The 12,826-nt window shown below is 59.4% G+C and carries 11 protein-coding genes and 1 pseudogene; 9 read left to right on the forward strand and 3 right to left on the reverse strand.

Going from position 1 to position 12,826, the window contains the following annotated elements; all coding sequences use genetic code 11:
* Positions 1-255 precede the first annotated feature (255 nt).
* Both AC1DVF_RS01805 and AC1DVF_RS01810 read left to right on the forward strand, forming a co-directional pair.
* On the forward strand, positions 256-1,266 hold the full coding sequence (locus AC1DVF_RS01805; protein ID WP_093430046.1) for a class 1 fructose-bisphosphatase: 1,011 nt from the start codon (positions 256-258) through the stop codon (positions 1,264-1,266).
* Positions 1,267-1,269: 3 nt separating this feature from the next.
* Positions 1,270-1,872: a DUF924 family protein gene (locus AC1DVF_RS01810; protein ID WP_093430047.1), complete on the forward strand. Its 603-nt coding sequence runs from the start codon at positions 1,270-1,272 to the stop codon at positions 1,870-1,872.
* Positions 1,873-2,055: 183 nt separating this feature from the next.
* Here AC1DVF_RS01810 and AC1DVF_RS01815 read toward each other — a convergent pair whose 3' ends face one another.
* Positions 2,056-2,820 carry a methyl-accepting chemotaxis protein gene (locus AC1DVF_RS01815; protein ID WP_371748298.1) on the reverse strand — a complete coding sequence of 255 codons (765 nt, stop codon included), beginning with the start codon at positions 2,818-2,820 and terminating at the stop codon, positions 2,056-2,058.
* Between the two features lie 93 nt (positions 2,821-2,913).
* Positions 2,914-3,948, reverse strand: a pseudogene (locus tag AC1DVF_RS01820) (HAMP domain-containing protein); the annotation flags it as partial.
* A gap of 281 nt (positions 3,949-4,229) precedes the next feature.
* Here AC1DVF_RS01820 and AC1DVF_RS01825 point away from each other — a divergent pair.
* A complete protein-coding gene (locus AC1DVF_RS01825) occupies positions 4,230-4,484 on the forward strand; it encodes a lipoprotein (protein ID WP_034152995.1) in 255 nt (84 codons plus the stop codon).
* A 30-nt stretch (positions 4,485-4,514) separates the two neighbouring features.
* Positions 4,515-5,084, forward strand: a complete 570-nt coding sequence (locus tag AC1DVF_RS01830; RefSeq protein ID WP_093430049.1) for a lipocalin family protein — start codon at positions 4,515-4,517, stop codon at positions 5,082-5,084.
* 83 nt (positions 5,085-5,167) lie between these two features.
* Here the strand turns inward: AC1DVF_RS01830 and AC1DVF_RS01835 are convergent, their stop codons facing one another.
* A complete protein-coding gene (locus tag AC1DVF_RS01835) occupies positions 5,168-6,532 on the reverse strand; it encodes a formimidoylglutamate deiminase (protein WP_477781920.1) in 1,365 nt (454 codons plus the stop codon).
* A 145-nt stretch (positions 6,533-6,677) separates the two neighbouring features.
* Here AC1DVF_RS01835 and hutC point away from each other — a divergent pair, with 145 nt between their 5' ends.
* From hutC to AC1DVF_RS01860, 5 genes are all read left to right on the forward strand, one after another.
* Positions 6,678-7,388, forward strand: a complete 711-nt coding sequence (gene hutC / locus AC1DVF_RS01840) for a histidine utilization repressor (RefSeq protein ID WP_163013658.1) — start codon at positions 6,678-6,680, stop codon at positions 7,386-7,388.
* Entirely contained in the window at positions 7,385-7,954 is a 570-nt protein-coding gene (locus AC1DVF_RS01845; protein ID WP_477781921.1) for a HutD/Ves family protein, read from the forward strand. The genes hutC and AC1DVF_RS01845 overlap by 4 nt, the downstream gene beginning before the upstream one ends.
* 450 nt (positions 7,955-8,404) lie before the next feature.
* Positions 8,405-10,090 (forward strand): urocanate hydratase, encoded by a 1,686-nt coding sequence (hutU, locus tag AC1DVF_RS01850; protein WP_093430052.1) that lies wholly within the window; start codon positions 8,405-8,407, stop codon positions 10,088-10,090.
* 163 nt (positions 10,091-10,253) lie between these two features.
* Complete coding sequence (locus AC1DVF_RS01855) at positions 10,254-11,726, forward strand: purine-cytosine permease family protein (protein WP_093430053.1); 1,473 nt, start codon at positions 10,254-10,256, stop codon at positions 11,724-11,726.
* 69 nt (positions 11,727-11,795) lie between these two features.
* Positions 11,796-12,764 (forward strand): ABC transporter substrate-binding protein, encoded by a 969-nt coding sequence (locus tag AC1DVF_RS01860; RefSeq protein WP_093430054.1) that lies wholly within the window; start codon positions 11,796-11,798, stop codon positions 12,762-12,764.
* Positions 12,765-12,826 lie beyond the last annotated feature (62 nt).

The raw sequence follows: 12,826 nt of genomic DNA on the forward strand, positions 1-12,826 counted from the left end.
TGTTCACTCAAATCCCCCTGAGGGAGCGAGCCTGCTCGCGAAAGCGGTATCTCAATCAATACATATCCCAAACCGATCGGCCTTCGTCGGATTTCGGACTACGCTAAATCCGCTACCTGAACTCTCCCCCGACAATCACGTCTCATACAGGCAAATACACCCCAACGCACGTTACCGGGCGTCTTCGCTCGCTACGTTTTCAGACTCCCTGTAAACTGCGCGGGTTTTTAGCCCCCCATTCCACCGGAGCCGTCCATGTCCCGCGTTACCCTGAGTCGCTATTTGATTGAGCAGACCCGCAGCAATAACACTCCTGCCGATCTGCGTTTCCTGATCGAAGTGGTCGCGCGTGCTTGCAAAGAAATCAGCCACGCCGTGTCCAAAGGCGCCCTGGGTGGTGTTCTGGGCAGCATGGGCACTGAAAACGTCCAAGGCGAAGTGCAGAAGAAGCTCGACGTGATCTCCAACGAGATCCTGCTCGAAGCCAACGAATGGGGCGGTCACCTGGCCGGCATGGCGTCCGAAGAAATGGACAACGCCTACCAGATCCCGGGCAAATACCCGAAAGGCGCATACCTGCTGGTATTCGACCCACTGGACGGCTCGTCGAACATCGACATCAACGCCCCGGTCGGCACCATCTTCTCGGTACTGCGTTGCCCGAACGAATACCTGAGCCAGAACGAGCCGCTGAACGAAAAAGCCTTCCTGCAGCCAGGCACCCAGCAGGTTGCTGCCGGTTACGCGATCTACGGCCCGCAAACCATGCTGGTACTGACCTTGGGCGACGGCGTGAAGGGCTTCACCCTCGATCGTGAAATGGGCAGCTTCGTGCTGACCCACGAAGACATCACCATTCCTGAATCGACCCAGGAATTCGCGATCAACATGTCCAACCAGCGTCACTGGGAAGCCCCGGTACAACGTTACGTTGGCGAGTTGCTGGCCGGTGAAGAAGGTCCGCTGAAAAAGAACTACAACATGCGTTGGGTCGCGGCGATGGTGGCCGACGTACACCGCATCCTGACCCGTGGCGGTCTGTTCATGTACCCGCGCGACAGCCGCGAGCCATCCAAACCAGGCAAACTGCGTCTGATGTACGAAGCCAACCCGATGTCGTTCCTGGTGGAACAAGCGGGCGGCGCGTCCACTGACGGTCACCAGCGCATCCTCGACATTCAGCCGGACGGTCTGCACCAGCGTGTAGCGGTGTTCCTCGGTTCGAAAGAAGAAGTCGCCCGCGCTACGGCCTACCACAAGGAATAAACCATGACCGCGCCCTGGCAGCCGTTGCTCGATTGGTGGTTCGGACATGCCGAATCCCCCGACGAGATAGCGGCTGACAAGGGCAAGTTGTGGTTCGGTAAGCGAGACAGCCAAGACCTCGAAGCGCGTGAGCGTTTCGGGGTCTTTGTCGATCAGGCCCTGGCCGGCGAATTGACCGCGTGGACGCAACGTCCCGAAGGTTGGCTGGCGGTGGTGTTATTGCTCGATCAACTGCCGCGAATGATCTTTCGCGACACCCCAAAAGCGTTTTCCGGCGATCTGCGCGCGCAGAAACTCGTTGCCCAAGGCATTGCGGCGGATTTTGATCGGCAGTTGAAACCGATTCAGCGTGTGTTTATTTATCTTGTGTTTGAGCACTGCGAGAATCTTGCGGTGCAGAACGAGGCGGTTTCCAGGTTTATCGAACTGGTGGCTGAACAGCCGGAAGCGGAGCGGGCGGTGTTTGCGGATAATCTGGATTATGCCGAGCGGCATCGGAAAGTGATTGCGCGGTTTGGCCGGTTTCCGCATCGCAATGCGGTGTTGGGGCGGGAGTCTACGGCGGAGGAGTTGGTGTTTCTTTCCGAGCCGGGTTCACGGTTTTAAGAGCTTTCCCTCACCCTAGCCCTCTCCCGGAGGGAGAGGGGACTGACCGAGTTGTCTGGTCTTGATACATCGACCTGCAATTTCTGAGTCGAACTCAGGTCTGGAAAATCCCCCCATCGGCTCCCTTTCCCCCTCGCCCCCCTTGGGGGAGAGGGCTGGGGTGAGGGGGTAAAGCCCTTGATCTTAAATGCGGAAACTACCCACCAATTGCTTCAGCCGCGCCGCCTGCTGCTCCAGATCCGAGCACGCCCGCAACGTCGCCTGCAAGTTCTCCACACCTTCCTGATTCAGCGTGTTGATCTCGTTGATATCGACATTGATCGACTCGACCACCGCCGTCTGCTCTTCAGTCGCCGTCGCTACCGACTGGTTCATCCCGTCGATCTCACCGATACGCTGAGTCACGCTACCCAATCGCTCACCGGCCTGATTGGCGATGCCAACGCTGCTTTCACTCTCACGCTGGCTCTCGGTCATGATGCTTACCGCCTGACGCGCGCCGACCTGCAGCTCTTCGATCATCTTTTGCACTTGCTGCGCCGAATCCTGGGTGCGGTGGGCGAGGTTGCGCACTTCATCTGCGACCACGGCGAAACCACGCCCAGCTTCACCGGCACGCGCTGCTTCGATCGCGGCGTTGAGCGCGAGCAGATTGGTCTGCTGGGAAATGCTGGTGATCACTTCGAGAATCTGGCCGATGTTCACCGTGTTGCTGTTCAGGGTTTCGATGTTGCCGCAGGAATCGCTGATCTTCGCCGACAGCTGTTGCATGGCCTGGATGGTTTTATCCACAACCTGCTGACCGTCGACCGCGAGGCTGCGGGCATCGCTGGAGTGCTGCGAGGCGAGGGCGGCGTTCTGGGCGATTTCCTGGGCGGCGGCGCCGAGTTGGTTGATCGCGGCGGCGACGCTGTTGGTACGGCTGGACTGCTGATCGGAGTTGTACATCGACGAGTTCGACGCCGCGACTACGCGCAGGGCGACTTCGTTGACCTGGCCGGTGGCCGAAGACACTTCACGGATCGAGGTGTGAATGCGCTCGACGAAACGGTTGAACGAGGTGCCTAGCGCGCCGAACTCGTCGTTGCCGTGGATCACCAGACGTTTAGTCAGGTCGCCTTCACCTTCGGCGATGTCGTGCATCGCGCGGCCCATGGTCAGCAACGGTTGCATCAGCACGCGAATGAGCATGCCGAGCAGGGCGATGATGATCACCACGGCAATAACCATGGCGATCAGCGCCGAGGTGCGGAATTCGCTGAGCATTGCGAACGCGGTGTCTTTATCGAGTACCAGCGCCACGTACCAGTCGGCCGACGGCACGCCGTTGATGTGGGTGAAGGAGATCAGTTGGGTTTTGCCGTCGAACTCGACTTCTTTCAGACCCGGGCTGACTTTCGGCGCACCATTGGGATAGGCCTCGGCAAGGGTCTTGAGTACCAGTTTGCTGTCCGGGTGGATCAGGATCTTGCCGTCGGCACTGACGATGAATGCGTGACCGTGGCCACCGAAGTTCAGCGAGTTGATGATCGCGCTGACGCTGGTCAGGTCGATGTCGGCACCGGCGACGCCGAGCATCTGGCCCTGGCGCTGAACAGGTGTTGCGACAGTGATCACCAGTTTGCCCGAGGACGCGGCGATGTACGGTTCGGTGACGATGGTCTGTTGTGCGCTGTTTGCCGCTTTGTACCAGCCACGTGCACGCGGATCGTAATCCGGCGCGCGATTGCCGGCCGGCACCGAGAACATCACGCCGTCAGCGCCGCCGAAATAGCTGAGCTGGAAATTGCCGGTGTAGGCGGGCAGGTCGATGATGCGTTTCAGGCTGGCGGGAGCGTTACCGTCGACGGCGACTTGCTGCGACAGCGATTGCAGCAATTGAATGCGGCTTTCCAGCCAGGTCTGGATGTTGCTGGTGGTCAGGCTGCCCAGCTCCTGCATCGAGGCTTCGGTGCTGCTGTTCAAGGCTTCGCGCTGTCGATAGTCGTTGAAGAAAATGAAACAGGCGAACGCAATGGCCACCACGAGGGCGGCAGCCAACAAGATCTTGTGGCTGAATTTCATGTTTCTGGTCATCGAATGAACTACCGCGAAGGGGCTGGTCAAGAAAGGGCGGCAATTTGCCACACTCTGGGGCTTTGCGCTGCTTTTATGTCGACCGCGTTGCGCCAAAGATTAGGCGTCTTTGGCGAAATGCGACGAAATGCTCAATAGCGTTAAAAAGTGGCTGATTTATCGGCAAATGCCGGACGAGCGGGCTAATAAATAGCCGTCCAGCCACGGAACCAGATGAGGGTTTTCTCTTCTAAGCTTCTGGTTGGCACCATGCCATCCCCCCTCGTTCCAGGAGTTACACCATGTCGCTGCGATCTCTCGCCCTTCTGTCGTTTTGCGTGCTGTTGGCCGCATGCAGCAAGGTCAATCAGGAAAACTATTCGAAGCTCTCGGCCGGTATGGCCAAGGCCGAAGTCGAGACTCTGCTCGGCAAGCCCACCGATTGCTCGGGCGCGCTCGGCATGTCCAGTTGCACTTGGGGCGACAAGAACAGCTTTATCAGCGTGCAGTACGCCGGTGACAAAGTGCTGATGTTTTCCGGCCAAGGCCTGAAGTAAACCGGGGCTTCGCGCCCACGGAGAAGAAAAATGAAGCGGTTATTGCTGATCCTTTTTGCCGGCCTGGTACTGGCCGGCTGCGCCACTTCCGGCGTCGACCCGTTGGCGCCGAAAACCGTCAACAGCGTCAATCTCAAGCGCTATCAAGGCACCTGGTACGAGCTGGCGCGCTTGCCGATGTATTTCCAGCGCAATTGCGCGCAGTCCGAAGCCCATTACACCCTCAAGCCGGACGGCAATGTCGCGGTGCTCAATCGCTGCCTGACTCCGGACTGGCAGTGGGAAGAGGCCAAGGGCACGGCTTATCCACAGGTGCCGGGCAAGACCGACAAGCTCTGGGTCGAATTCGATACCTGGTTCTCACGTCTGATTCCGGGTGTGGCGAAAGGTGAATACTGGGTGTTGTACGTCAGCGATGACTACAAGACCGCCATCGTCGGCGACCCGAGTCGCAAGTACATGTGGTTGCTGTCGCGCACACCGACCGTCAACGGGGTGGTCCGTGAAGAGCTGCTGAGCAAGGCGCGTCAGCAGGGTTATGACACCACGCGATTGATCTGGCGAGCGTCGGATCGGCAGATGGCCAAGACCTCAAACTAAAGAACACCACAAAACCAATGTAGGAGTGAGCCTGCTCGCGATAGCGTATCGCGAGCAGGCTCACTCCTACATTTGGTTATGCGTCAGCCGAGGAGGTCGCGCAGGACTTGGGTGAAGGCGCGTGCACTGTCTTCTTCGCCAGCATGCCGGCCATCACGCACAACCCATTGGCCATTGACCAGCACATCGCGCACCTGACGATCGCCGCCGGCAAACAACCAGCGATTCAAAATCCCGTCACCCGTGGCCGTCGCCAGATACGGATCGCTGCCGTCGAGCACAATCCAGTCCGCACGCTTGCCAACCTCCAGCGCGCCAATCGGCTGCCCCAACGCTTGCGCACCGCCATCCAGCGCCGCGTCATACAACGTGCGCCCGACCATCGGTTGATCCGCGCCATACAAGCGATTGCGCCGCTGATCACGCAGACGCTGACCATATTCCAGCCAACGCAATTCCTCCACCACGCTGAGCGACACATGGCTGTCGGAACCGATACCCATGCGCCCACCCTGAGCGAGGAAATCCACCGCCGGGAAGATCCCGTCGCCCAGATTTGCTTCGGTGGTCAGACACAGACCGGCAATGGCGCGACTCTTGGCCATCAGCGTGACTTCTTCAGGGTTGGCATGAGTGGCGTGGACCAGGCACCAGCGCTGATCGACTTCGGCATTTTCATACAGCCATTGCAGCGGACGCCGACCGCTCCAGCTCAGGCAGTCGTCGACTTCCTTCTGCTGTTCGGCGATGTGGATGTGCACCGGGCATTGCTTGTCGCTGGCGGCCAGTACTTCGCTGATCTGCTGCGGCGTTACCGCGCGCAACGAGTGGAAGCACAGGCCCAGCGATTGCGCCTTTTGCTGCGCCAACATTGGCTGCAAACGCGATTGCAGATTCAGGTAATTTTCGGTGCTGTTGATGAAGCGGCGCTGGCCGTCATTCGGCGTCTGGCCGCCAAAACCAGAGTGGCTGTAGAGCACCGGCAACAGGGTCAGACCGATGCCGCTTTCACTCGCAGCCTGGCTGATGCGCAAGGCCAGTTCAGCCGGGTCGGCGTAAGGCTGACCATTGTTGTCGTGGTGCACGTAGTGAAATTCAGCGACGGAGGTATAACCGGCCTTGAGCATTTCGATGTACAGCTGACGGGCAATCACGCCGAGTTGATCCGGGCTGATTTTTCCGACGAGGCGATACATTAGATCGCGCCACGTCCAGAAACTGTCGTTCGGATTGCCGGCCACTTCAGCCAGACCCGCCATCGCCCGCTGGAAGGCGTGGGAGTGCAGATTCGGCATGCCCGGCAGCAGCGGGCCGCTCAGCCGTTCGGCGCCGTCTGCGGTGGAATCGGCCTGAATCTGGGTCAGCAGGCCATCGGCGCTGACCTCAAGACGTACATTGTTGGCCCATCCGTTAGGCAGCAGCGCGCGTTCGGCAAAGAAGGCGGACATGGTTCGGCACCCCATCGTGTGTTATTTGTATATACATATACAGACGTTTGCCTGCCCGGTAAACTCCGGCAAGCTAGCCACTTTCACCAATGAACAGGGATCAACCGTGCCGACTCCGCCTCCAGTCTCCCCGTTGGCCGCGAACATGGGCGACAGTCCGGCGCCCTTGTACGCCCGCGTCAAACAGATGATCACCCAGCAGATCGACAGCGGAAACTGGCCGCCGCACTACCGCGTGCCGTCCGAAAGCGAGCTGGTCAATCAACTCGGTTTCAGCCGCATGACCATCAACCGCGCCCTGCGCGAGATGACTGCCGATGGTCTGTTGGTGCGCATGCAAGGCGTCGGCACCTTTGTCGCCGAACCGAAGAGCCAGTCTGCGCTGTTCGAAGTGCACAACATCGCCGACGAAATCGCCTCCCGTGGCCATCGCCATACCTGCCAGGTCATCACTCTTGAAGAAGAGGCTGCCGGTTCCGAGCGCGCGCTGGCGCTGGACATGCGTGAAGGGCAGAAGGTGTTCCACTCGCTGATCGTGCATTACGAAAATGATATTCCGGTGCAAATCGAAGACCGTTTCGTCAACGCACTGGTCGCGCCGGAATACCTCAAGCAGGATTTCACTCTGCAGACGCCTTACGCGTATCTCAATCAGGTGGCGCCGCTGACTGAGGGCGAGCACGTGGTTGAAGCGATTCTGGCCGAGCCCTCCGAGTGCAAGTTGCTGCAGATTGAAAAAGGCGAGCCGTGTTTGCTGATTCGTCGCCGCACGTGGTCGGGGCGTCAGCCGGTTACCGCTGCACGATTGATTCACCCAGGTTCCCGTCATCGTCTGGAAGGACGCTTTCATAAATGACTCAAGTGAAGGTTTTACGCGCCGAAGGCTACCCGCGCATGCCGTGGAAAAACGGTGGCGGCAGCACTGAAGAAATCACCCGTGACGCGGGGGCCGGCCTGGACGGTTTTGGCTGGCGCCTGTCGATTGCCGACATCGCTGAGTCGGGTGGTTTTTCGACGTTCGCCGGTTACCAGCGGGTGATCACCGTGTTGCAGGGTGACGGCATGACCTTGTGCGTTGACGGCGACGATACGTGGCCGCTGTTACCGCTCGACCCGTTTGCTTTCAGTGGTGAGAGCCAGGTGTCGTGCACGCTGCTAGGCGGTGCGATTCGCGATTTCAACCTGATCTATGCGCCGCAGCGTTACAGCGCGCGGTTGCAGTGGCTGGATGGCGAGCAGCGATTCTTCAGCTCGGCGGGGACGGTATTGGTGTTCAGTGTCAGTGAGCTGTTGCAAGTGCACGTCGGTGACAGTGTTTCGCAGCTCGGTCGCCATGATTGCCTGCAACTGGACGGTAACAATGGTTTGGTTGAAGTGTCCGTTGATGCGGGTTGCTGTGTCATTGAGCTGACTGCCCGCTGATTGAAAAATCTTAAAAGATCGCAGCCTTCGGCAGCTCCTACAATGGGATTGATGTACGCCCTGTAAGAGCTGCCGAAGGCTGCGATCTTTTGCTTTTGGGGTGTTCCCAACCCACGCACCAACTTGTTACCGAACGCCCCAGCGTGGCGCAAAACCACGCTCACGTAACAAAGTCCCGTCGCCCTGAATCATCCCCACGAAAAAATTTCATCCACGCCCGAACCCTTGATTCAGGCGCCCTCCAGCCGTGCCCAGGATTTTTCTTGAACACCCCTCCAACAAGTTGGCCGCTTGATTGCATATGCTTGTATGTACAAGTAAAGACGTATGCGTATGAGTCGCTCGAGACTCTCCGCAGCGTCCACTGATTCGCTTGTCGCGCAGCGAAGCGCACAGGCTGCTTGCCCACTGCCAGGGTTGGTTTGAATTGATCGCTGAGGAGTCTTTTTCGTGACTGACAATAAGCCTACAAAGTTTCGTAACGTCGAGATCCGCGCTGCCCGCGGTAATAAGCTGACCGCCAAGAGCTGGCTGACTGAAGCGCCGCTGCGCATGCTGATGAACAACCTTGACCCGGAAGTCGCCGAGAACCCGAAAGAGCTGGTGGTTTACGGTGGTATCGGTCGCGCCGCGCGTAACTGGGAGTGCTACGACAAAATCGTCGAGAGCCTGACCAACCTGAATGACGACGAGACCCTGCTGGTGCAATCCGGCAAGCCGGTCGGCGTGTTCAAGACCCACAGCAACGCCCCGCGTGTACTCATCGCCAACTCCAACCTCGTCCCGCACTGGGCGAGCTGGGAACACTTCAATGAGCTCGACGCCAAAGGCCTGGCCATGTACGGCCAGATGACCGCGGGCAGCTGGATCTACATCGGCAGCCAGGGCATCGTTCAAGGCACCTACGAAACCTTCGTTGAAGCCGGTCGCCAGCACTACAACGACAACCTCACCGGCAAGTGGGTGTTGACCGCTGGCCTCGGTGGCATGGGCGGCGCACAACCTCTGGCGGCAACCCTCGCCGGCGCTTGCTCGCTGAACATCGAATGCCAACAAGTCAGCATCGATTTCCGCCTGAAAAGCCGTTACGTCGACGAGCAGGCCAAAGACCTCGACGACGCCCTGGCGCGCATCGACAAATACACCAAAGAAGGTAAAGCGATTTCCATCGCGCTGCTGGGTAACGCCGCAGAAATCCTCCCGGAACTGGTCAAGCGCGGCGTACGCCCGGACATGGTCACCGACCAGACCAGCGCCCACGATCCGCTCAACGGTTACCTGCCGGCGGGCTGGACCTGGGACGAATACCGCGCCCGCGCCAAGACCGAACCGGCCGCTGTGATCAAAGCCGCCAAGCAGTCGATGGCGGTGCACGTCAAAGCGATGCTGGAATTCCAGAAGCAAGGCATTCCGACCTTCGACTACGGCAACAACATCCGTCAGATGGCGCAGGAAGAAGGCGTCGAAAACGCCTTCGACTTTCCGGGTTTCGTACCGGCCTACATCCGTCCGCTGTTCTGCCGTGGCATCGGCCCGTTCCGTTGGGCGGCGCTGTCGGGCGATCCACAAGACATCTACAAAACCGACGCCAAGGTCAAAGAGCTGATCCCCGACGACGCCCATCTGCACAACTGGCTGGACATGGCCCGCGAGCGCATCAGCTTCCAGGGTCTGCCGGCACGTATCTGCTGGGTCGGTCTGGGTCTGCGCGCCAAGCTTGGTCTGGCCTTTAACGAAATGGTCCGCAGCGGCGAGCTGTCGGCGCCGATCGTGATCGGTCGCGACCACCTCGACTCCGGCTCGGTCGCTAGCCCGAACCGTGAAACCGAATCGATGCAGGACGGTTCCGACGCTGTGTCCGACTGGCCACTGCTCAACGCTCTGTTGAACACCGCGAGCGGCGCGACCTGGGTTTCCCTGCACCACGGCGGCGGCGTCGGCATGGGCTTCTCGCAGCACTCGGGCATGGTGATTGTTTGCGACGGTACGGACGAAGCGGCCGAGCGTATTGCGCGCGTACTGCACAACGACCCGGCCACCGGTGTCATGCGTCACGCCGATGCCGGTTACCAGATCGCCATCGACTGCGCCAAGGAACAGGGGCTGAACCTGCCGATGATTACCGGCGGTAAGTAACACGCTTTGGCTTTATGTGGGAGCGAGCTTGCTCGCGAAAGCAATCTGTCAGCCAGCACAGATGTTGACTGTGCTGGCCTATTCGCGAGCAAGCTCGCTCCCACAGAAAAGCAGCACTACCGAAGCTCAGTGAACTATTAAAACAATCCACAGAGGTTGAATCATGGCTGTTAACACCGATCGTGCAGGCAACAAACCGTTGATCGAGAGGCGTTCGATCGACTACATCCCGGAAGCGGAAAGACACGGTCGTCTGTTTAGCCAGTTCACCCTGTGGATGGGTGCGAATCTGCAAATCACCGCGATTGTCACCGGGGCCTTGGCCGTGGTGCTGGGCGGTGATGTGTTCTGGTCGTTGATCGGTCTGTTGATCGGCCAACTGCTCGGCGGCGGGGTGATGGCGTTGCACGCTGCGCAAGGGCCGAAACTGGGTCTGCCACAGATGATTTCCAGCCGCGTGCAGTTTGGCGTTTACGGCGCGGCAATCCCGATCGTGCTGGTGTGCCTGATGTACCTGGGTTTCACCGCGACGGGCACCGTGCTTTCCGGTCAAGCGTTGGGCCAGTTGTTTAACGTCAGTGACAGCGTCGGCATCCTGATTTTTGCCAGCGTCATCGTGCTGGTGACGGTGCTCGGTTATCGGGTGATCCACTGGATCGGCCGTGTTGCCAGCGTGATTGGCGTGATCGCTTTCGTCTTCCTGTTCTGGCGCCTGATGAGCCAGACCGACGTCGGCGCACTTCTGCAAATTCGTCATTTCAGCTGGAGCAGCTTCCTCCTCGCGGTGTCGCTCGCGGCCTCCTGGCAGATCGCTTTCGGCCCCTACGTGGCTGACTATTCCCGTTACCTGCCGAGCAACACCTCGGCGGTAAAAACCTTCTTCGCCGCCGGTGCTGGTTCAGTGGTCGGCGCGCAAGTAGCGATGATCCTCGGCGTGTTCGCTGCGGCTTCGGCCAACGGCCAGTTCGCCGGTCATGAAGTTGCTTACATCGTCGGTCTGGGCGGCACCGGTGCCACCGCCGCGCTGCTGTACTTCAGCATCGCGTTCGGCAAGGTGACCATCTCGACGCTGAACTCCTACGGCAGCTTCATGTGCATCGCGACCATCATCAGTGGTTTCAAAGGCCACCTGACCGTTACGCGCATGCAGCGTCTGGTGTTTGTGCTGGTGATTGTCGGCGCAGCGACCCTGATTGCGCTGCTTGGTCAGCACTCGTTCCTCGGTGCGTTCAAGTCTTTCATCCTGTTCCTGCTCGCGTTCTTCACACCGTGGAGCGCGATCAACCTGGTGGATTACTACTGCATCACCCGCGAGCGCTATGACGTGCCGGCGCTGGCCAATCCGAACGGTCGCTACGGGCGCTGGAACCTGCTCGGCATCAGCGTCTATGTGTTCGGCGTGCTGGTGCAGTTGCCGTTCATCTCTACCAAGTTCTACACCGGCCCGCTGGTGGCGGCCCTCGGTGATGTGGACATTTCCTGGATCATCGGTCTGGTGCTGCCGGCTGCCGTCTACTACGTGTGTGCAAAAAAATGGCACAGCGCGGTACCTGATCAACTGATTCTGCCGGTCGAGCAGAACAGCGTTGTACCACCTGAAAAAAGTGGGGCCGGGCGCGCTGCGGCGCAGGCCTGATTGGACGTGGACAGGGCTGGATGCCTCTTGACTGCCGTAAGCCAATTCATGATTAGGAGCGTCGAAACAATGAAATCGAACAAGACCCTGCTCACCACACTGCTGTCCATGGGCCTGCTGGCCAGTGCCGGTGCGACCCAAGCCGCTGGCTGGTGCGAATCGGGCAAACCGGTGAAGTTCGCCGGCCTGAACTGGGAAAGCGGCATGCTGCTGACCGACGTGCTGCAAGTGGTGCTGGAAAAAGGTTACGACTGCAAGACCGACAGCCTGCCGGGCAACTCCATCACCATGGAGAACGCCTTGAGCAGCAACGATATTCAAGTGTTCGCCGAAGAGTGGGTCGGCCGCAGCGAGGTCTGGAACAAGGCCGAGAAGGCCGGCAAGGTCGTCGGTGTCGGTGCGCCGATCGTCGGCGCCGTGGAAGGTTGGTATGTGCCGCGATACGTGATCGAAGGCGACGCCAAACGCAAGCTGGAAGCCAAAGCCCCAGACCTGAAAAACATCGCCGATCTGGGCAAATACGCCGCCGTGTTCAAGGACGCCGAAGAGCCATCCAAGGGCCGTTTCTATAACTGCCCGGCCGGCTGGACCTGCGAGCTGGACAACAGCGAAATGCTCAAAAGCTACGGTCTGGAAAGCAGCTACACCAACTTCCGTCCGGGCACCGGCCCGGCGCTCGATGCGGCGGTGCTGTCGAGCTACAAGCGCGGCGAGCCGATCCTGTTCTACTACTGGTCGCCAACCCCGCTGATGGGCCAGATCGACGCGGTGAAACTGGAAGAAAAACCCGGCGTCGACAAGACCGTAAGCATCAAGGTCGGTCTGTCGAAAACCTTCCACGACGAGGCCCCGGAACTGGTCGCCGTGCTGGAAAAGGTCAACCTGCCGATCGACCTGCTGAACCAGAACCTGGGCCGCATGGCCAAGGAACGTATCGAGTCGCCAAAACTGGCGAAAATCTTCCTCAAGGAACATCCTGAGGTCTGGCATGCGTGGGTCAGTGCAGACGCAGCCAAGAAAATCGACGCGGCGCTGTAGGTCGATACCTCCCGGTCAACCGTGAGGCTGGCCGGGAGATATGCCGTAATCGCTTGATTGAG

This window comes from Pseudomonas sp. P4_D7 (assembly GCF_056401755.1).

Bases quoted from the DNA above. Each gene is read 5' to 3' on its own strand.
- AC1DVF_RS01805 (WP_093430046.1), top strand. From the start codon at position 256: ATGTCCCGCGTTACCCTGAGTCGCTATTTGATTGAGCAGACCCGCAGC.
- AC1DVF_RS01810 (WP_093430047.1), top strand. From the start codon at position 1,270: ATGACCGCGCCCTGGCAGCCGTTGCTCGATTGGTGGTTCGGACATGCC.
- AC1DVF_RS01815 (WP_371748298.1), bottom strand. From the start codon at position 2,820: ATGTACAACTCCGATCAGCAGTCCAGCCGTACCAACAGCGTCGCCGCC.
- AC1DVF_RS01825 (WP_034152995.1), top strand. From the start codon at position 4,230: ATGTCGCTGCGATCTCTCGCCCTTCTGTCGTTTTGCGTGCTGTTGGCC.
- AC1DVF_RS01830 (WP_093430049.1), top strand. From the start codon at position 4,515: ATGAAGCGGTTATTGCTGATCCTTTTTGCCGGCCTGGTACTGGCCGGC.
- AC1DVF_RS01835 (WP_477781920.1), bottom strand. From the start codon at position 6,532: ATGTCCGCCTTCTTTGCCGAACGCGCGCTGCTGCCTAACGGATGGGCC.
- hutC (WP_163013658.1), top strand. From the start codon at position 6,678: ATGGGCGACAGTCCGGCGCCCTTGTACGCCCGCGTCAAACAGATGATC.
- AC1DVF_RS01845 (WP_477781921.1), top strand. From the start codon at position 7,385: ATGACTCAAGTGAAGGTTTTACGCGCCGAAGGCTACCCGCGCATGCCG.
- AC1DVF_RS01855 (WP_093430053.1), top strand. From the start codon at position 10,254: ATGGCTGTTAACACCGATCGTGCAGGCAACAAACCGTTGATCGAGAGG.
- AC1DVF_RS01860 (WP_093430054.1), top strand. From the start codon at position 11,796: ATGAAATCGAACAAGACCCTGCTCACCACACTGCTGTCCATGGGCCTG.